This is a genomic window from Bradyrhizobium sp. 157, from assembly GCF_023073815.1.
Lineage (GTDB): Bacteria > Pseudomonadota > Alphaproteobacteria > Rhizobiales > Xanthobacteraceae > Bradyrhizobium.
In genome coordinates this window covers 1-18,966 of sequence record NZ_JADPKF010000020.1, presented here as the reverse complement: position 1 = coordinate 18,966, position 18,966 = coordinate 1, and the positions used below count along the sequence as shown (strand labels likewise).

Genomic DNA, 18,966 nt, shown 5'->3' with positions numbered 1-18,966 from the left:
ACTGGATCGCCCGGTCCCGGCTACGCCCTAAGGCTTCGCCGAGGCTTTCCCTTGCTGGCTCGCCGGAGCTTTGGCTGAGGCGGCAAGCCGGGCGATGACGGTTGTGGTTGCCGAAGCAGCGCGGTCACCTGCCCCGCAAAAACACGAACTCCGTGTCATCATAGGCGCGTCGCTCTAATTCCTCGAATCCTTCAGGCGCCGCAAACGCCGCAGCCTTCGCCTCCTCTACAACGAGCAGCGCGCCCGACGTCAGCCAGCCGCCATCGCGTAGCGAGGCCAGTGCCTTCTCCGCGAGCCCCTTGCCATAGGGCGGATCGAGGAACACCAGCGAGAACGGCTCGACTGGGTGCGCCGGACCGAGATCGGTGGCGTCGCGGCGATAGACTTTTGTCACGCCGCCGAGCCCCAGCGCCTCGACATTGTTGCGCAACAACGCGCGCGCTTCGGCGCCGTTGTCGACGAACAGCGTGAAATTAGCTCCGCGCGACACCGCCTCGATGCCGAGCGCGCCGGTGCCGGCGAACAGGTCGAGCACGCGCGCGCCTTCGATCGGGTTGTCGTAAGCGTGGATCAATATATTGAACACGGACTCGCGCAACCGATCCGCCGTCGGCCGGATCGCCTGCGATGACGGTGAGGCCAGATTACGGCCCTTCAATCGTCCACCGACGACACGCATCGCCCAACTACTCGTCCCGCGGCTTGAGGTCGCGCTTGCCGTGATAGCCGCGCTTGGGGCGACGTGGCGGGCCGTAGCCGTTGGCCTCATCCTCGTTGCGCGCCCGCGCCTCGTCGCTACCGGTGCGCTGTACCAGCACGCGACGGCCCTTGCGGTCGGCGATCAGCGCGCTTTTGCCGGCCGGCTTGAACGGCTTTTTGGCGCGCGACGCCTCGACGTCGTCATCGGACTTCTCGCCCGGCATCGGCCGGTTGAAATCCGCGCCCGCGAGTGCAGCGATCTTTTCGCCGAGCTGTTCGCGCAGCACGCGGGTCTTGACCTCCTCGACCTCGCCTTCAGGTAGCTCGCCGAGCTGGAACGGCCCGTAGGAGACGCGGATCAGCCGGTTCACCTCGAGGCCGAGATGCGCCATGACGTTGCGCACCTCGCGGTTCTTGCCTTCGCGGATCGCAAACACCAGCCAGACGTTGGCGCCCTGGTCGTGCTCCAGCGTCGCGTCGATCGGCCCGTACTTGACGCCGTCGATCTCGACGCCCTTTTTGAGTTCATCGAGCTGCGCCTGCGTGACCTCGCCGTGGGCGCGGACGCGATAACGCCTGAGCCAGCCGGTGTCGGGCAGCTCGAGCGCACGCGCTAGTCCGCCGTCGTTGGTCAGCAGCAACAGCCCCTCGGTGTTGAAATCGAGCCGGCCGACCGAGATCAGCCGCGGCAGGCCTTCCGGCAAATTGTCGAACACGGTCGGCCGCCCCTCGGGATCGGCATGCGTCGTCATCAGCCCGCGCGGCTTGTGATACATGAATAGTCGTGTGCGCTCGCGCGGCGGCAACACCTTGCCGTCGACGGCGATCACGTCATTGGCGGTGACGTCGAGCGCCGGCGAATTGATGACGCGGCCATTGACGGTGACGCGGCCCTGCGTGATCCATTCCTCGGCATCCCGGCGCGAGGCAAGGCCTGCGCGGGCCACCACCTTGGCGATGCGCTCTCCGGCCTTCTTCGGCTTCGGCTCCGCACGCGGCGCGCGCTTGTCGAAATCGGTCGGGCGCTCGCGATAGGCGCCACGGCCGCCGAAGGCAGGACGCTTTGCAAAGATCCTGCTGTCGTCTTCATTGTCGCGACGGGGACGGTCGTCGCGGGATTCACTCCGCGGATGCTCCTGCCAGTCAGTGCGGCCTTCCCCCGGGCCGCCCTTGCGATCCCGGTGCTGGCGGGGACGGTCGAACTTCGGGCGATCCTCGCGCGAACGCGAAAACCGTGGACGCTCGTCACCGCCGCGATCATCGCGCGACCGGTCAAAGCGCGGCTTGCCGAAGCTGCGCCCGCCTTCACGTGAAGGACGGGAATCGCGTCCGCCACGGTCCTCGCGCTTCTGCCACGGTTTGTCCTCCCCTCGTTGGGGACGATCGCCAAAATCCTTGCGAGGACCGGCGCCGGGATCGCGCTGGCGATCCCCCGCACCACGAGAGAATTTCTTATCGCCGCCAAATTTCCTCTCGGACCGGTCGCCACCATGCGCAGGCCGCGCACGATAGGGACGATCTCCCTGGGGCCGGTCGCCATCCCTGCGGAAGCCCTCCCCGCGCGGCGCGTAGGGCCGCTTCTCGCCACCACCTTCGCGCGGCGCATAGGGGCGCTTGTCGCCAAACTTCTTCTCGGCGAAACGCCCGGCCGGACGCGCATCGTCACGTGCACGGCGTGGTGGTCGGTCATCGCGATCAAAGTTCGGCCGATCACCGCGAGACTTGAACGAACGCTTCTCGCCTTCGCGGTCCTCTCGCGGACGGAAATTCTTGCGCGGTCCACGCTCCGGACGATCTCCTTGCGGGCGATCCTCACGGTTGAAGCGTGGCCGGGATGCATCGCCAAAATCCCGGCGCGGCGGCCGGTCATCGTCGCGCTTGCCGGCATAGGGCTTCTTGCCGAACGACTTCGCCCCCTCGGATTTCCCGGCATAGGGACGCCGCTCACCGCCACGCTCGTCGCCATCCCTGGCGCCAAAGCCGCGTTTGGCAAACTTCTTCTCGGGCCCCCTCGCCGCCCCCGAGCGGCCCTTGCCGCCGCCGGACCGGTCACGCCGGCCGCGGGAATCGTTGTTTTTGTCGTTATCGCGGGGCATGAATGTTCTCTTGGGTCTGAATAAAATGGCCATCAGGCGGACCAGGATGGGCTGTCATAGCGATAACGCGCGCGCACTTCGCTCAAGGCGCATTCTCACGCAAGACCGGCATCCACGTTTGCTGAAGGCGGCCCTCATAGCAGGTTTATTCCAATGATACGAGGCATGACTGCCCCTTCTTTCATGGATTTGGCGCTGAAAACGGCCGAAAACGCCGGAAAAGCCGGCGAAGTTCCGATCGGCTGCGTGATCGTGAGGGATTACGAGGTGATCGCTACCGCCGGCAACCGGACGCTGACCGACCGCGATCCGACTGCGCACGCCGAAATATTGGCGATCCGGCAGGCGGCCGAGGCCATCGGCACCGAGCGGCTGGTCGATTGCGACCTCTACGTCACGCTGGAGCCCTGCACGATGTGCGCCGGCGCGATCTCGTTTGCGCGGATCCGGCGGCTCTATTACGGCGCCGCAGACCCTAAGGGCGGCGCGGTGGATTCCGGGGTGCGGTTCTTTGCACAGCCGACCTGCCATCATGTGCCGGAGGTTTACTCGGCGGTGGGAGAGACGGAGGCGGCGGCATTGCTGAAGGAGTTTTTCAAAGTGAGGCGGTGATGCCTCCCCCTACCGTCATTGCGAGCGAAGCGAAGCAATCCATCGCGCGGCATAACGAATAGATGGATTGCTTCGTCGCTCTGCTCCTCGCAATGACGTGGATGGTTCTGGGGCAACCTAGGCCACCGTAAAAAACTCCCGCAGCAATTTCGCTGTCACGTCCGGATTCTCCTCGGTGAGAAAATGCCCGGAATCCACCGGCGCGCCGTCCACATTCGTCGCCCATTTCTTCCACGCATCGAGCGGCGTCGTTGCAGCAGGCGCGACACCGGCATCGCCCCACAGCGCCAGCATTGGAATCGTGATCTTCTTTCCGGCGTCGAAATCGGCCTTGTCGATTTCGTAATCGGCATAGGCACCGGCGCGATAGTCTTCGCACATCGCATGCACGCGGGCGGGATCGCGGAATGGCGCGAGATAATGTTCCAGCGCGCGCGGATCGATGGCGTCAAGCGTCTTCGATTTGGTCTGGCTCGCCATCTTATACCTCAGGAAAAATTCTCCATTGTTGGCGATCAGCGTTTCCGGCAGCGGATAGGGCTGCGCCAGAAACGCCCAGTGGTAGATCTTCAGCGCCGAAAGCCGGTTCAATTTCTCCCAATAGTCATAGGTCGGCGCGATATCAAGCACCGCGAGCTTCGACAGCCGGCCGGGATGATCGAGCGCCAGCCGGTATGACACGCGGCCGCCGCGGTCGTGACCGGCGAGTGCAAAATGCACGTGGCCGAGTTGCTCCATGGCTTCCACCATCGCCTTCGCCATCGCGCGTTTGGTATAGGGGGTATGGTTCTCATCGCTGCGGGGCATGTCCGACCAGCCATAGCCCGGCAGGTCAGGGATGATCAGCGTGAACTGGTCCGCCAGTTGCGGCGCGACTTGGTGCCACATCACATGCGTCGACGAAAACCCGTGCAGCAGCAGCAACGGCGGCCCCTTGCCGCCGACACGGGCGAAGATGCGGCCCGACGAGGTGTTGATCCATTCGGACGCATATCCGGGAAACAGATCGGCAAGATCAGGCATCTTCACTCTCCCGTCATCATTCGGCGCCTCGGCGTACTGGATACCCCGCGTGCGCGGGGTATGACAGCCTTGGCTGCTTCAAACTTTGTTTGCCGTTGCCGCTGGCAGACCGCAGGTTTATGCCATCCCTCAGTCCGACCAAGAGCAACAAGACGCGAGGAAACCAGCAATGTCGATCGATTTCGAAATTCCGGCCGAGGCCAAGGCGATCCGCGAGAAGGTCCGCAAATGGGTGCAGGAGGAATGCATCCCCGCGGAGAAGGAACTCGACACCAAGCCGCTCGCCGAAGTGCTCGGACCCTTGCGGGCAAAAGCCCGCGCGCGCGGCCTGTGGTGCCCGTGGGTGCCGAAGGAGTACGGCGGCATGGGCCTTGGCCCGCTCGCCAACGCGCTGGTGCAGATGGAGCTCGGCGAGAGCATGCTCGGCGCACTATCGATGAACACGCAGGGGCCGGACGACGCCTCGATGATGACGATCCTCGCCCACGGCACGGAATACCAGAAGGAGAAGTTCCTGAAGCCGCTGCTTAATGGCGACAAGCGGATCTGCTTCTCGATGACGGAGAAGGCCGCCGGCGCCGACGCCACCGGCATGCAGACCACCGCCGTAAAGGACGGCAACGAAAATTATATCCTCAACGGCGAAAAATGGTTTTCCTCCTCCGCCAGCGTCGCCGACATGGCGCTGGTGATGGCCAAGACCGATCCGAACGCGCCACGGCACAAGCAGTATTCCACCTTCATCGTGGAGTTGCCGAACCCCGGCTATAAGATCAAGCGCAACGTCGCCAACATGGCGATCGAGGGGCCGCACGACGATGTGCTGCACGGCGGCCACTCCGAAATCGAGATCAAGGATTTGAAGGTGCCGGCCGACAATCTGCTCGGCGGCGAAGGCAACGGCTTTGCCATGGGCCAGCATCGCCTCGCCTATGGCCGCCTGCGTCACGGCATGCACAACGTCGCCAAGGCGCAGCGCGCGCTCGACATGGCGGCCGCCCATGTCACTAGGCGCTCGACCTTCGGCAAGCTATTGGCGGACCGGCAGGCGGTGCAATTCATGCTCGCCGATTGCGCCAGCGAACTCTATATCGGCCGCCTGATGCTGCTGCACATCGCCTACAAGGCGGAGAAGGGATTAGACATCCAGCAGGAGAACTCGATCGCAAAGATCTTCCACGCGCACATGGTGCACAAGGTGATCGACACCGCGATCCAGCTCCATGGCGCGCTCGGCTTCAGCCAGGATACGCCGCTCGCCAAATGGTACACCCAGGTGCGCTCGCAGCGGCTGGTCGACGGTCCCGACGAGGTGCACAAATGGAAGATCGGCAAGAACGTCATCAAGGCGTTCCGCGAGCACGGCACGACGGCAAGCGCGGCGGGCGGGGATTTGTTGTAACGACTGGTCTCGTCATTCCGGGGCGATGCGAAGCATCGAACTATGATGCGCGATTGCGCATCTGAGAATCTCGAAATGAGGAGCGCCGGACCATCTCGAGATTCCGGATCGACGCGCATGCCGCGTGGTCCGGAACGACGAGTGTGCATGGTTAGCCGTGCGTGAAGTCGCTATGTTTCAGGCCGAGCGCCTTGACGGCTGCCTCCGGAAGCCGGCCCCACGCTTCAACCTTCTCGTTTGGGGCCATGACAGCCGCAATAATTGAAGCAGCCTTCTCCGGATCCTGCTCAGCCACAAAGTAGACCGACCGGATAGGCGGACCACCTTCCAATGGGTGAGTTGTCACCAGTACGACCTGACCATCTGCCATATCCGAGTATATCACGGCCGCTGCCCACTGCAGCTGTGGAATGTCGCTGACGAGAGACCCACCTAATCTTTCAGGCAATCTCTTCCCGGAAGTGCCATCATGATCGAGAGCATCAGCGCAATCACACTCGCCACGCACGATATGCAACGCGCCGTCCAGTTCTACCGCTCACTGGGGTTTGACATGTTGTACGGCGGCGAAGCGTCTTCGTTTACGAGCTTTCGGGCCGGAACCGGCTATCTCAACCTGATTGCCCAGCCTGATCAACGGCGCTGGTCCTGGTGGGGGCGCGTCATTTTCTACGTTACCGACGTCAATGCATTTTACGACCGTGCGCTGGCGGCGGGGTGCCGGCCTGCGACCGTGCCCCGCGATGCCGAATGGGGGGAACGTTACTTTCATCTCACCGATCCCGATGGGCACGAGCTCAGCTTCGCGCGGCCTTTGCGGTCTTCGGCATAAATCCTCCACCGAAGCGGCCGGATAAGTCACGCCCGCTGACCTTTCCGATCGAGCCGGTGGCAGCGCTGCAGGTGCTGTGTCAAGCTCGGCATCATCCCGTGCAGGTCCTAACCGGGAGGACGGTCATGGTAGCCTATGTCGTGTTGGCGAATTTCACGGATCAGGGAATCCGCAACGCCAAGGAGTCGCCGAAGCGCGCGGACGCCTTCAAAGCAATGGCGAAGACGTTCGGAGTGACTGTGAGGGAAATCCTCTGGACGCAGGGACGATATGACATTGTGACCATCGTCGATGCGCCAGATGAGTTATCCTTCATGTCGCTCACGCTGAGCCTCGGCGCGCTCGGCAATGTTCGCACCGAATCGCTGCGGGCCTTTTCCGCAGACGAGATGACGAAGGCCGTCGGCAACATGCTTTGACAATCGCGTCCACTCCGCTGGAACTGTGCAGCGAAGCCGACGGGACTCGCATTCGCTGCCGCACGGCACGATTCCGTTTGCCGACTTTGCGTCAGCCCCTGCCCCGCTCTGCTTCCACCGCCTGCCAGGCGATGTCACGGCGGCAGAAACCATTCGGCCATTTGATGCGGTCGACAGCCTGGTAGGCACGCTCTCTCGCCTCAGTGACCGTCTTCCCCATCGCGCAGACGTTCAGCACACGGCCGCCATTGGCGATGATGGCACCGTCCTTCGCCGCTGTCCCCGCATGGAAGATTTCGACGCCCTCGATCTTCGCCGCGTCATCAAGTCCGTCGATGCGCGTGCCCTTCTTGTAGTCGCCGGGATAGCCCTTGGCTGCCATCACCACCGTCAACGCAGGCTCGGGATACCAGCGCAGGTCGAAATGCTTCAGTTCGCCATCACAAGACGCCAGAAATGCCGGCACGATGTCGGACATCATTCGCAGCATCAGCACCTGGCATTCGGGATCGCCGAAGCGAACATTGTATTCGAACAGTTTTGGCCCCTGCCCCGTCAGCATCACGCCAGCGTAGAGCACGCCGCGAAACGGCGTGCCGCGCTTCTTCATGCCGGCTACCGTCGGCAGGATGATGCGCGCCATGATCTGATCGTGCACCTCAGGCGTCACGAACGGCGTCGGCGAATAGGCGCCCATGCCGCCGGTGTTCGGTCCCTCGTCATGATCGAACACGCGCTTGTGGTCCTGCGCCGAGGCGAGCGGGATCGCGGTGTCGCCGTCGCATAGTGCGAAGAAGCTGATCTCGCGGCCGGCGAGGAATTCCTCGATCACGACTTCCGTTCCGGCCGCGCCGAACGCGCCGTCGAACATCATGGCGATGGCGGCTTCCGCTTCAGCCAGCGTTTTGGCCACCACGACGCCCTTGCCGGCGGCCAGCCCATCGGCCTTGACCACGATCGGCGCGCCCTGCGCGCGCACATAAGCCAGCGCATCGTCAGCCGTCGTAAAGCGGCCGTAGGCGCCGGTTGGAACGTTGAATTCGGTGCAGAGCGCCTTGGTGAAGCCCTTGGATCCCTCGAGCTGGGCGGCCTGCCTGCTCGGGCCAAACGCCTTGATGCCAGCGGCCGCGAGATCGTCGACGATGCCGGCCGCCAGTGGTGTTTCCGGGCCGACCACAACCAAATCCACGGCATTACGCTTGCAGAAGTCGATCACGGCCGGATGATTCGCAACATCGAGCGCGACGCATTCGGCCTCCCTGGCAATCCCGGCATTGCCAGGCGCGCACCACAGCTTGGTCAACAGCGGGGAAGCGGCAATTTTCCACGCGAGAGCGTGTTCGCGGCCGCCGGAGCCGAGCAGGAGAATGTTCATTCGGAGTGCAGCCAAGTGGAGGGGTTGCCGGCCATTGCGCGACGGTTTAGCACGGCAGGAGCCCGCCGCAACAACGTGTCCATTCCCGTGTGGATATGTGCTCTGGCTGCCCCAGCACGGCCCCGGCACCTTGCGAAAGCGCCGGAAAAGGCCGATTCTACGCCCTGATATGCCAGCAGATAACCTGATCAACGCGCCCGAATTCACCGTCTCGGAACTGTCCTCCGCGCTGAAGCGGACGGTCGAGGACGCCTACGGCCATGTCCGCGTCCGCGGCGAGATCTCCGGCTTCCGCGGGCCGCACTCCTCGGGGCACTGCTATTTCGCATTGAAGGACGAGAGCGCCAAGATCGAGGCGGTCGTCTGGAAGTTCGCCCACGCCCGGATGCGCTTCAAGCCGCAGGAGGGGCTCGAGGTCATCGCCACCGGCAAGCTCACGACCTATCCGGGCTCGTCGAAATACCAGATCGTCATCGAGGCGCTGGAGCCCGCCGGAATCGGCGCGCTGATGGCGCTGATGGAGGAACGCAAGCGGAAGCTCGCGGCCGAGGGCCTGTTCGATGAGGCGCGCAAGCAATTGCTGCCCTGGCTGCCGGAAGTGATTGGCGTCATCACCTCGCCGACGGGCGCGGTGATCAGAGACATCCTGCATCGGCTGGAGGACCGCTTTCCCCGCCGGGTGCTGGTGTGGCCGGTGAAGGTCCAGGGCGAAGGCTCCGCCGAGCAAGTCGCCGCCGCTATTCGCGGCTTCAATGCACTGCCGGAAGCAGGACGGATCCCGCGCCCCGATCTCTTGATCGTTGCGCGCGGCGGCGGCTCGCTGGAGGATCTGTGGTCGTTCAACGAGGAGATCGTGGTTCGCGCTGCCGCCGACAGCACGATCCCGCTGATCTCGGCCGTCGGCCACGAGACCGATATCACACTGATCGATTTCGCCGCCGACAAGCGCGCGCCGACGCCAACGGCGGCGGCCGAAATGGCCGTTCCCGTGCGCAGCGAATTGTTCGCCGAGGTAGAAAGCCTGGCGAAGCGCACGATGGTGTGCTGGCAGCGCGGCCAGGAGAGCCGCCGCAACGAATTGCGCGCCGCCGCCCGCGCGCTGCCAGGTTTGAGCGAACTGCTCGCGATCCCAAGGCAGCGGCTGGATCACCTCGGCGCCGCCCTGCCGCGTGGGCTCAAGGCCAATACGCACGCCCATCACCGCCGCTTTTCGCATCTCAGCGCCGGCCTGACGCTGAAGGTGCTGCGCGGACAGGTCGCGCAGGCCAACCACCGTCTCACGGTATCGGGCGAACGGATCAGGCTGTCGGCCCGCGCATTGCTGCGCAACCGGCGCGAACGCTTTGCCGGGCTGGAGGTCAGGCTGAAGGCGTCGAAACTGTCCAACGCGCAGGCGCAGCGCAGCGCCATTGCGCGCGACCGCGAACGCACGCAACGGCTGGCCGAGCGCGCCCGCCGCGCGCTCGAGACCGCGATGCAGCGTCTCGAGGCGCGGATCGCCCATAGCGGGCAATTGTTGTCGGCGCTGTCCTATCGCGGCGTGCTCGCCCGCGGCTTTGCCCTGGTGCGCGACGAACACGGCCACGCCGTCCATGCCGCAGCCGCGGTCGGGCCGAGCGCACGTCTGTCCATTGAGTTCGCCGATGGCCGCGTGGCGGCGACCGCGGATGCGGACCGGCCGGCCACGACGACTGCCCCCGCGAGCCCTGCCAAGCCAGGCCCGCGCGAGGCCAAGCCGGCAGCGCCGAAGCGCATGCCAAAGCCAGTCGATCAGGGAAGTTTATTTTAGCGCGCCAGCCACTCGGCGACGCGCGCTTGCGCATCCGACCGCGCATTCGCGTCGGTGCCGATATGGCCGTGTTCGGGCAATGCGGCGTCGGCACCCGCGATCGCCCGCAGCGGAAGGTTGGCGCGGTCGAAGTCGTGAGCTGCGCCGGGATAGACCACGATCCGCGCCAGCGCGCTGCGGCCGCGGGCGCCATCGACCATCTGGCGGCAGGCCGATGGCGAACTGACGTCGTCCTTCGCGCCAATCAGCAGCAGCATCGGCACCCGCGTGCTCCAGCCGAGGCCGGAGGAGATCCGGCAATCCGGATAGAACGCGATAGCCGAGCGGAAATCCGGTTGAGTCCCGCGCGACGATGATTGCGGGCGCACCGCCCACAGCACCGCGCTGGCGCCGTTGGCCCATCCGATCAGGCTGATGCGGTCGCGCGCGACCCAGGGCTGCTGCAACAGCCATTGCCGCGACGCGTTGACATCGGCCACCCGCTCGCGGCGGGCCAGCACGCGGCGTTCCTTGACGCGGCATTGCGGGTCGAGCTCGCGCGAACCGTAACTGTCCGGCAACAGCACGGCATGGCCGGATTTCAGCAGCTGCTCCGCCCAGTCATGGTAGCGCGGCAGCACCGGCTCGGATTGCCCGCTCAATCCGCCGCAGCCATGCAGCGCGATTACCGTGGGAAATGGCCCGTCACCATCAGGCTTATAGAGCTGCGCGTGCAGGGTCAGACCAGTCGCCGGGATATCGACCTGGCGCGGGGCCGCCAATGGCGCGGCACCGGCCGTGCAGGCCGCAGCAAGGAGCGTCAGGGATAGCGTTGCTGACAACAGGCGCATCGGTCTCTGTCGGATCGGTATGACGCTGCGAGCACAATAAAATTCACGCTATCATGCAGGTGGGCACAAAATCATCACAAGTCGGTGGGTTTCCAGGGCGGACAGTACGACCTATTTATGATAGGTCGAATCCGGAAATACACTTAAGGCCGCCCGCGCGGGCTGGCCCATCGGAGAGTTTGGCGGTGCTCAATAAATTCGGCCCCTCGGGCCATGGTGAAGCGCAGGTGCAATATCTGGACGGCGATTTCCGCGTGATCTCGCCCGGAACCTACGTGCGCTGCGCCGTCACCGACGTGCGGATTCCGCTCGATGAATTGAAGTACTGGAGCGTCGATCTGCAGGAGGCCTATTCGGTTCCGGGCGCCGTACTGCAGCGACACTTTCCCGGCGCGCTGAAGACGCAGGGCTACGATTCTTTCCTCTCGCGCGCCTTGAAGAGCCGGTCAGCGACGAATTTGCGCAGGCGCGCAGGATCGTCGAACTCCAGCGTTACCGCGAACGGCACGAGGTGCTGCGCTTGATCGCGGAGCCGCGCCAGATCCTTTTCCGTCGTCACCAATGTCAGCCCGTCGCGCCGAGCCTCGGTAATCAAGCCTTCGATCTCGGCTTGCGAATACGGATGATGATCGGCGAAGGCCTGCTGCCTGACGATATCGATGCCGCTGGCGCGCAGCGTGTTGAAAAACCGCACGGGATCGCCTATGCCGGCAAATGCCAGCACGCGCTTGCCCCGAAGCGCGGCGACCGGCGCTTCTTCCGGCTTCAGATGCGCGCGCAGTACCGGCTTGCCCTGTGCGGCAATCTCGGCGGCCACGTGCTCGGCAGCGGTGCCGTCGCCGACAATGATCAGCGCGTCGGTGCGCGCCAGTTGCGGCCGCAGCGGCGCGCGCAGCGGGCCGGCGGGAAATACTTTCCCGTTGCCGATCCCGCGTTCGCTGTCGATCACGATCAGGGATGCGTCCTTGATAATCGACGGATTCTGGAAGCCGTCGTCCATCAGGATTACGGTCGCGCCTTGCGAGCGCGCCAGCGGCACGCCCTCCGCGCGTTTGCGCGACACCACGACCGGCAGATGGTCTGCCAGCATTAGCGGTTCGTCGCCGACATCGGTCGCCGCATGCCGCTCAGGATCGACCCGGACCGGCCCGCGCAATTCGCCGCCATAGCCGCGGCTGAGCACGACCGGGGTCTCGCCGAAGTCGCGCATGAGCTTCGCCAGCGCCAGCACGGTCGGCGTCTTGCCAGCGCCGCCAACGTGGTAATTGCCGACGCAGAGCACCGGAATGCCGGCATTCAATCCCTGGCGCTGCAGGCGCTGTGCGGCGATGGCGCCATAGAGCGCGCCGAGCGGTTTCAACAGATGCGAGTTGAGCGAGGACGGGCCGTGCCAGAAGCCCGGCTCACGCATTGCCGGTTCCCATCTCGATCCGCAACTGCAGCAGATACGGCTCGAGGGCAGAGAGCGTTCGCTCCAGCGCGCCGCCGAGCTGACCGACCACACGCTCGGATGCGGTGAGCACGGCTTCGCGCGCCTTGGGATCGGCGAGCAACTGCCCGAACTGCTTGACCAGTGCTTCCTGCGTATCGGCCCGCCGCGCGCCGCCTGCCGAATCGAGAGCTTCGTAGACGTCGATGAAGTTGAAGACGTGAGGACCGTGGACGATCGAGGCGCCGAGCTTGATCGCCTCGATCGGATTCTGCCCGCCATGCTCGACCAGCGATCCGCCCATGAACACGATCGGCGCCAGCCGGTAGAACAGTCCCAGTTCGCCCATGGTGTCGGCGACATAGATGTCGGTTGTGGCGGTGGGCAAGTCCTCGTGGGAGCGCAGGGTCGGATTGAGGCCCGATGCGGAGATCATGCGCGCGATGGCCTCGCCGCGATCGGGGTGCCGCGGCACGATCACCGTCAGTAGCCCCGGGAAGAATCCGGCAAGCGTCCGGTGGGTTGCCGTCACGATTTCTTCTTCGCCCGGATGCGTGGAGGCCGCGACCACCACCGGGCGGCCGCGTGTCATCGACATCAGCATATCCAGCTTGTTGGCGTCGGCCGGCGGCGCCGGAACATCGAGCTTGAGATTTCCCGTCACCATGACGTTGCGGCTGCCCAGCGCGGCAAAACGATCCGCATCGGTCTGCGACTGCGCCAGGCAGATGTCGAACTTGTCGAGCAGCGCCGAAATGGTGCCGGCGACCCGGCGCCATCGGGGAAACGAGCGCTGCGACATCCGTCCATTGATCAGCACCATCGGCAGCCGCCGCGCGGCGCTCGACAGAATTAGGTTTGGCCACAGGTCGGACTCGATGAAGAGCGCCAGCGACGGACGCCAATGATCGAGGAATCGCGCGACGTAGCGCGGCGAGTCGTAGGGGACATATTGATGGATGACGTCCGGGGGAAACCGCTTGGCGACGATCGCAGCCGAAGTTACGGTGCCCGACGTCAGGAGGATGCGCAGGTCCAAGGCCCGCAGCCGCTCGATCAGCGCAGCCGCCGCGAGCACTTCACCAACGCTGGCGCCGTGAATCCACACCAGCGGCCCTGCAGGGCGAACATCGGCGCTCATGCCGCGGCGCTCGCCGACCCGCGCCGGGTCTTCCTTGCCGAGCTTCAAGCGCCGGTTGATCACCGCAGGCGCCAGCGGCACCATCGCGGATGATAGGCTCCGGTAGACGCGCAACGTCATCGGCAGCGAATTAGCCAAGAGCGGCCTCCGGACGCCCGACCGCCTTGTACGCGCGGCGGGTCGCTTCGTTCAGATAAGCTTCTACCTGAAGACGCAGCTTTTCCATAGTCTCGGCATCGGCATCCGGCGGCACGTATACATGTTCAATGCCTACCACAGCACCTCGCCCGAATGGCAAATTGATGGTGGTGGAATCCCAGTTCTTCAACCTGATGAAGCGGCTGGTCACCATCGCAAACGGCATGATCGGGCGCCCGGACTCCCGCGCCAGCATGATAATGCCCAGCCCCACGACCCGCGCCCGTTTTGGCACGTCGGCGGTCGTGGCGACGTTCCACTTTTCTTCGAGCGCCTGCAGCATTTCCCGGAAGGCGCCGACGCCGCCCTTGCGGTGAAATGCCCCACCATGATCGCCGGAACCTCTGATCGTGCCGATGCCGAGCCGCTCGGCGGCGATGGCGTTGAACTCGCCGTCGCGATGCCGCGAAATCAGGACCTTGGCGCGGTGGCTCTCCTTGGTCTTGATGAACGGCGTCATGAAATGCTGGCCGTGCCAAAACGCGAAGATCGCCGGCATCTCCGGCTCGACGATGTCATAGACGTTGGCCGGCTCGTAGCTGAAGCGGTTGGTCAGCCAGACCAGCCGCAAATATTCGGCCGCGAGCACACCCAGCGCGCGCTGAACCCAGGTGCTGCGCAGCAAATCGCGAAGGAACCGTTTCAACTGGAGGACTTCGTGTCTTGACCTGGGTCGAGCAGCCGGTGGAGGTGAACCACGAAGTAGCGCATGTGGGCGTTGTCCACGGTCTGTTGCGCCTTCGCCTTCCAGGCCGCGAGAGCGGATGCGTAATTGGGGTACACGCCGACGATGTCGACCTGGTCGAGGTCCTTGAACGTGACGTGTTCGAGGTCGGTCAACTCGCCGCCGATGACGAGATGCAGCAATTGCTGCGGGGCACTATCTGGCATGATGGTCTTTCCTAACGAGGTGCCCGGCAAGCAAGTGTGATATTGTGAATCGCGGTATGAACGGGATGATGTGAGGCACTTTCGATGGATTCAGGGCAACCAACGATCCCGGAAATGCTCGACAATGCGCGCATGCCGATCGTATCCCGCCGCCACCAGCACCCCGTGCACCACCTCCCGGCGATTATACTCAATCGCATCCCCCGAGAGCGCGGTCATTCTACCATTCGCTTCCTGCACGATCAAATTCGCCGCGGCAAGATCCCAATCGCGGCTCTGGCCGCCTGCAAAAGCGGCATCGAGACTGCCATCCGCGACCCGGCATAGCCGCAGCGCCAGCGATCCGATTCTCGGATGCAGCGTGATATCTTCGGGCGACGAACTCAGCCGCTGCACCAGCGGCTTTGGGCCGGCCATGCGGGAAAAATCCAGCTCCGTTCCTGCGGATGCCCGGACCTGCCTTTCGTTCAGCGTGGTGCCTTTGCCTCGCACCGCGAAGAAGAATTCGTCGCTGGCGGGCGCGAACACTGCGGCCAGTACCGGGGTTGAGCCCGCGACCAGCGCCACGCTCACGCACCAGTCTTCGCGATGCGCGAGATAGGCGCGGGTGCCGTCGATCGGATCGACGATCCAGACAAGCTCCTTGCCCAGGCGCGTATCGTCATCGACACTTTCCTCGGACAGCCAGCCATAATCCGGCGTCGCCGCCCGCAGCCGACGCTCGACGAGGTCGTTGACAGCTATGTCGGCCTCGGAGACCGGCGAGGAAGCGCCCTTGATCCAGTTCTTCAATTCGGTGCGAAACAGCGATAGCGCCAGCGCACCGGCTTCGCGCACGGTGTCCTTCAGCAGCGCGGCATCGCGCACCCAGACCCGGTCGGCGGTATCAACGTCCGCCAAGCGTCAGCCCCTCGATGCGCACGGTCGGCGCGTTGACGCCGTAGCGGAATTCCAGGTCGTTGGCGGGAACGAGCGATTTGAACATCGCCAGCAGGTGCCCCGCGATCGTCACCTCGCTGATGGGATAAGTGATCTCGCCGTTCTCGATCCAGAAGCCGGAGGCGCCGCGGCTGTAATCGCCGGTCACGCCGTTGACGCCGGAGCCGATCAGGTCGGTGACATAAAAGCCCTGCTTGATATCGGAGATCAGTACCTTCGGCGTCATCGTGCCGGGTTCGAGATGCAGATTGTACGAGCCTGGCGACGGCGACGACGAGACGCCGCGATGGGCATGTCCGGTCGTGACCATCCCGAGCTCGCGCGCGGTGGCGCAGTCCAGCAGCCACGTGGTCAGCACGCCCTCATCGATGAGCGCAAGCTTCTTCACTTTGACGCCCTCGGCGTCAAACGTCTGCGAGCGCAGCCCACGCACGCGCAGGGGGTCATCGATGATGCGGATGTTCTTTGAAAACAACTGCTCGCCGAGCTTGTCCTTGAGGAAGCTGGTCTTGCGCGCGATCGAGGCGCCGTTGATGGCGCCGACCAGATGGCCGACCAGCGACCCCGATACGCGGGGATCGTAAACGACAGGCACCTTGCAGGTTTCGACCTTGCGCGGATTGGACCGAGCGACGGTACGCTCGCCTGCCCTGCGGCCGACGCTTTCGGGAGAATCGAGATCGGACGCGTGCGGGGCCGAGGTGAAATCGTAGTCGCGCTCCATGCCGGTGCCTTCGCCCGAGATCGCGGTCACCGAGATGCCGTGGCTGGAGCGCAAATAGGAGCCGTGGAAGCCGGTCGAGGTCACCAGCACCATGCCGCCGATGCCGCTCGAGGCGGACGCGCCGCCCGACTTGGTGATGCCTTTAACCGCAAGGGCCGCGGCTTCCGCTTCGACAGCGCGGCGCTCCAGTTCGCTCGTGGTCGGAATATTACGGTCGAGCAGATCGAGGTCGGCGAATTCGCGCGCCAGCAGCGAGGGGTCGGCGAGACCGACATACTTGTCGTCGGGCGCGACGCGGGCCATCGTGACCGCGCGCTCGGCGAGCTTGGCGACGCCATCACCGGAAATATCGTTGGTCGAGACCACCGCCTGGCGCTGGCCGACCAGCACGCGCAATCCGACGTCGTCGCCTTCGGAGCGCTCGGATTCCTCGACCCGGCCATCGCGCACTTCGACGCCTTGCGAAACCCCGCGCACAGCAACGGCATCCGCGGCATCCGCCCCGGCACGCTTGGCGGCCTCGACCAGCCGCTGCGCCAGCGTCGAGAGCGCCGATTGGTCGAACAGGTCGGAAGTTGCGGGGGCCTTCGAAAGCGGCGAAGCCGTGGATGGTGAAGAGTTCACAAACAAAATCCCTGAAATTGAAGGGTTCGGACGCCGACCGGCAAGGCTCTGAGATGTGCCTGATTCACAGGGATTTCAAGCATTTTGCGACGCCAAATACCAAACATTTTCGGCATCGCCGCAAGGTCTCGTCAATCATGTGAGCCAAGGTCTTGTCAATCATGCTGGCGGGTGACTTCTCCTTAACCAGGCTTTTTAAGGCGAAACGGAAATCGCTCGGCTAAGGTCTCGCGTATCGACCGGGAACATAATCCCGGCGGGGAGATGAGAGCCGTGAGGCGTCAAACAGCAACAAGCGGGATCAATCCCGCCGGGTCGAGCCGTTCACTGCGGCTCGACCCTCTTTCTCTGCCGCTCAGCTTCCATGCGCACGACACCCGTGCGGACGGCGGCGTGCGCAGGATCGAACTTCACCGCGAGCGTGTCGTACTGCACCGTGCCGTCCAGGGCATGCGGATGGCGATCAACGTCCGCGTCAGCGATTTTCTCGGTGTTGCACTGCGTGGTCTCGATGACGACGCACAGATGCTGGTGCTGGCGCATCGCGATCCGTCGTTAAATATTCCCTTGTGTGTGAGCTCCGACCACGAGGAGATCGCCTCCGCCTGGCAGATGTGGAGCGACATCTTCGCGCTGCCGCTACTCACGGAAGATGACGATCGCGAACCGGCCGCCCGCCGCCGCCGCCACAACGCGATCCGCGCCCGCCGCCCGAAATTCCTGGTGCGCCGCCGCCTCGGCAATCTCACCAATACCGAGACCATTCATCGGGACGAGCGCGAGATCATCGCGCGGGATTGAGTTTGGATGCTTCAGTCGCCGCACAATGACTGTCATCCTCCGCGCATGCGGGGGATCCAGTACGCTGCGGCTTATCGGCTGCTGTCTCTGGAATACTGGATCGTCCGCCTTCGCGGACGATGACGACTGAATATGAGGCGGGATGACGGCTGAATACGACTTCGCGATCTCGCGACGTGTCTTGCCCGAGGTTTGCTCTTTACTTCCCGCCCTCTCTCAAACAAGCAACTGTGTCGAAGTAGACCGTTGATCGGCCGGCCTCAAGGCTGGCGCGGCGCGCGCCACCGCCTGCGGCGGCTGACGGCCTTGACCCCGTCCGCTCGCCGGTCTGTTGGCTGGGCATGCGCTCGGTCGGGGACCGAGCGGTCAGGCGCTCGCTGAGTTGAGCGCGTAGCGGCTGGGATCCCACTTCTGTCGTCGTGCGACCATCGTGTTGAGAATGACGATCAGCTTGCGCATGCAGGCAATGATCGCAACCTTCGGCTTCTTTCCGTTGGCAATCAGGCGGCCATAGTAGGCCTTGAGCACCGGATTGTTCAGCGTGGCTGCACCGACACAGGCCATATAAAGGGCATTGCGAACCCAGCGGCGGCCACCCTTGATGTGGCGCTCGCCGCGCCGGTTTCCGCTATCATCGTCGTAAGGGGCGGCGCCGATCAAGGCCACGGCAATCTCGTCGCTCACCTGTCCGAGTTCCGGCATTCCTGCAACGAGGTTTGCGGAGGTCGTTTCGGCCAAGCCCGGCACGCTCTCGATGATCTCGGCACGCTCAGCAAGGTGTGGCGTGGCCTTGATCTGGGCTGAGATTGCAGCCTCGAGCTTGGCGATCTCGCAGACCAGATTCTTCAAGAGGCGCTCGCGTGCCTTCTGAACAAGTCTTGGCGCAGCATGCTCGTTCTGGCTTTGCAAACGTGCTTTGAGATCAACCAGGCTGATGCGCGCCTTCGCGAGCGCCAGCAACTTCTCGTGCGCGGCATCGTGCGTCTGGCCCGGCGCCTCGCTGAATATCTCGGCAAACCAGGCGATCATCTCCGCATCGATCGCATCGTTCTTGGCCAGGCGTCCGGCCGACTGCGCGAAGCTGCGGACCCGTTTGGGGTCGACAATCCGCACCTCGATGCCGGACTCGCGCAGTACCTTGG

19 protein-coding genes and 1 pseudogene are annotated in these 18,966 nt (G+C 64.2%); 7 read left to right on the top strand and 13 right to left on the bottom strand.

The genetic code is table 11. The annotated features are described in order from the left end of the window. Positions 1 to 124 precede the first annotated feature (124 nt). Together rsmD and IVA95_RS04520 are read right to left on the bottom strand one after the other, a co-directional pair. On the bottom strand, positions 125 to 679 hold the full coding sequence (rsmD, locus tag IVA95_RS04525) for a 16S rRNA (guanine(966)-N(2))-methyltransferase RsmD (RefSeq protein WP_247509414.1): 555 nt from the start codon (positions 677 to 679) through the stop codon (positions 125 to 127). A 7-nt stretch (positions 680 to 686) separates the two neighbouring features. Then, positions 687 to 2,795: a pseudouridine synthase gene (locus tag IVA95_RS04520; protein ID WP_247509413.1), complete on the bottom strand. Its 2,109-nt coding sequence runs from the start codon at positions 2,793 to 2,795 to the stop codon at positions 687 to 689. Between the two features lie 153 nt (positions 2,796 to 2,948). Between IVA95_RS04520 and IVA95_RS04515 the strand changes: the two genes are divergently transcribed. Continuing rightward, positions 2,949 to 3,407, top strand: a complete 459-nt coding sequence (locus tag IVA95_RS04515) for a nucleoside deaminase (RefSeq protein ID WP_247509412.1) — start codon at positions 2,949 to 2,951, stop codon at positions 3,405 to 3,407. A gap of 117 nt (positions 3,408 to 3,524) precedes the next feature. Here the strand turns inward: IVA95_RS04515 and IVA95_RS04510 are convergent, their stop codons facing one another. Then, on the bottom strand, positions 3,525 to 4,430 hold the full coding sequence (locus IVA95_RS04510) for an alpha/beta hydrolase (protein WP_247509411.1): 906 nt from the start codon (positions 4,428 to 4,430) through the stop codon (positions 3,525 to 3,527). 169 nt (positions 4,431 to 4,599) lie between these two features. Between IVA95_RS04510 and IVA95_RS04505 the strand changes: the two genes are divergently transcribed. After that, positions 4,600 to 5,832 carry an acyl-CoA dehydrogenase family protein gene (locus IVA95_RS04505; protein WP_247509410.1) on the top strand — a complete coding sequence of 411 codons (1,233 nt, stop codon included), beginning with the start codon at positions 4,600 to 4,602 and terminating at the stop codon, positions 5,830 to 5,832. A 151-nt stretch (positions 5,833 to 5,983) separates the two neighbouring features. On the opposite strand, the gene IVA95_RS04500 is transcribed toward IVA95_RS04505, so the two are convergent. Beyond that, positions 5,984 to 6,202, bottom strand: a complete 219-nt coding sequence (locus IVA95_RS04500; protein WP_247509409.1) for a hypothetical protein — start codon at positions 6,200 to 6,202, stop codon at positions 5,984 to 5,986. 99 nt (positions 6,203 to 6,301) lie between these two features. Between IVA95_RS04500 and IVA95_RS04495 the strand changes: the two genes are divergently transcribed. Both IVA95_RS04495 and IVA95_RS04490 read left to right on the top strand, forming a co-directional pair. Then, the gene (locus IVA95_RS04495) at positions 6,302 to 6,664 is read left to right on the top strand and encodes a VOC family protein (RefSeq protein ID WP_247509408.1); all 363 of its coding nucleotides are present in this window, start codon (positions 6,302 to 6,304) and stop codon (positions 6,662 to 6,664) included. 125 nt (positions 6,665 to 6,789) lie between these two features. Continuing rightward, positions 6,790 to 7,083, top strand: a complete 294-nt coding sequence (locus IVA95_RS04490; RefSeq protein ID WP_247509407.1) for a GYD domain-containing protein — start codon at positions 6,790 to 6,792, stop codon at positions 7,081 to 7,083. Between the two features lie 91 nt (positions 7,084 to 7,174). On the opposite strand, the gene purD is transcribed toward IVA95_RS04490, so the two are convergent. After that, positions 7,175 to 8,458, bottom strand: a complete 1,284-nt coding sequence (gene purD / locus IVA95_RS04485; RefSeq protein WP_247509406.1) for a phosphoribosylamine--glycine ligase — start codon at positions 8,456 to 8,458, stop codon at positions 7,175 to 7,177. Between the two features lie 169 nt (positions 8,459 to 8,627). Here purD and xseA point away from each other — a divergent pair, with 169 nt between their 5' ends. Continuing rightward, the gene (gene xseA / locus IVA95_RS04480; RefSeq protein WP_247509405.1) at positions 8,628 to 10,247 is read left to right on the top strand and encodes an exodeoxyribonuclease VII large subunit; all 1,620 of its coding nucleotides are present in this window, start codon (positions 8,628 to 8,630) and stop codon (positions 10,245 to 10,247) included. On the opposite strand, the gene IVA95_RS04475 is transcribed toward xseA, so the two are convergent. After that, positions 10,244 to 11,077, bottom strand: a complete 834-nt coding sequence (locus IVA95_RS04475; RefSeq protein ID WP_247509404.1) for a dienelactone hydrolase family protein — start codon at positions 11,075 to 11,077, stop codon at positions 10,244 to 10,246. The two genes, xseA and IVA95_RS04475, sit on opposite strands and share 4 nt — an antisense overlap. A gap of 185 nt (positions 11,078 to 11,262) precedes the next feature. Here IVA95_RS04475 and IVA95_RS04470 point away from each other — a divergent pair. After that, a pseudogene (locus IVA95_RS04470) lies at positions 11,263 to 11,478 on the top strand (DUF2093 domain-containing protein); the annotation flags it as partial. An 8-nt stretch (positions 11,479 to 11,486) separates the two neighbouring features. Here IVA95_RS04470 and lpxK read toward each other — a convergent pair. From lpxK to IVA95_RS04440, 6 genes are all read right to left on the bottom strand, one after another. Next, a complete protein-coding gene (gene lpxK, locus IVA95_RS04465; protein ID WP_247509403.1) occupies positions 11,487 to 12,488 on the bottom strand; it encodes a tetraacyldisaccharide 4'-kinase in 1,002 nt (333 codons plus the stop codon). Beyond that, the gene (locus IVA95_RS04460) at positions 12,481 to 13,785 is read right to left on the bottom strand and encodes a 3-deoxy-D-manno-octulosonic acid transferase (protein ID WP_247509402.1); all 1,305 of its coding nucleotides are present in this window, start codon (positions 13,783 to 13,785) and stop codon (positions 12,481 to 12,483) included. The genes lpxK and IVA95_RS04460 overlap by 8 nt, the downstream gene beginning before the upstream one ends. Further along, complete coding sequence (locus IVA95_RS04455) at positions 13,778 to 14,491, bottom strand: lysophospholipid acyltransferase family protein (protein ID WP_213248040.1); 714 nt, start codon at positions 14,489 to 14,491, stop codon at positions 13,778 to 13,780. The genes IVA95_RS04460 and IVA95_RS04455 overlap by 8 nt, the downstream gene beginning before the upstream one ends. Next, complete coding sequence (locus IVA95_RS04450) at positions 14,488 to 14,736, bottom strand: DUF4170 domain-containing protein (RefSeq protein ID WP_108519953.1); 249 nt, start codon at positions 14,734 to 14,736, stop codon at positions 14,488 to 14,490. The genes IVA95_RS04455 and IVA95_RS04450 overlap by 4 nt, the downstream gene beginning before the upstream one ends. A 90-nt stretch (positions 14,737 to 14,826) precedes the next feature. Beyond that, complete coding sequence (locus IVA95_RS04445; RefSeq protein WP_247509401.1) at positions 14,827 to 15,636, bottom strand: 3'(2'),5'-bisphosphate nucleotidase CysQ; 810 nt, start codon at positions 15,634 to 15,636, stop codon at positions 14,827 to 14,829. Beyond that, positions 15,623 to 17,023, bottom strand: a complete 1,401-nt coding sequence (locus tag IVA95_RS04440; RefSeq protein WP_247509400.1) for a TldD/PmbA family protein — start codon at positions 17,021 to 17,023, stop codon at positions 15,623 to 15,625. The genes IVA95_RS04445 and IVA95_RS04440 overlap by 14 nt, the downstream gene beginning before the upstream one ends. A 273-nt stretch (positions 17,024 to 17,296) precedes the next feature. Here IVA95_RS04440 and IVA95_RS04435 point away from each other — a divergent pair, with 273 nt between their 5' ends. Continuing rightward, positions 17,297 to 17,824, top strand: a complete 528-nt coding sequence (locus tag IVA95_RS04435) for a DUF6101 family protein (RefSeq protein ID WP_247509399.1) — start codon at positions 17,297 to 17,299, stop codon at positions 17,822 to 17,824. Positions 17,825 to 18,190: 366 nt separating this feature from the next. Here the strand turns inward: IVA95_RS04435 and IVA95_RS04430 are convergent. Beyond that, positions 18,191 to 18,966 (bottom strand): transposase (locus IVA95_RS04430; RefSeq protein WP_247509398.1); only part of this gene is annotated, 776 nt, incomplete at its 5' end.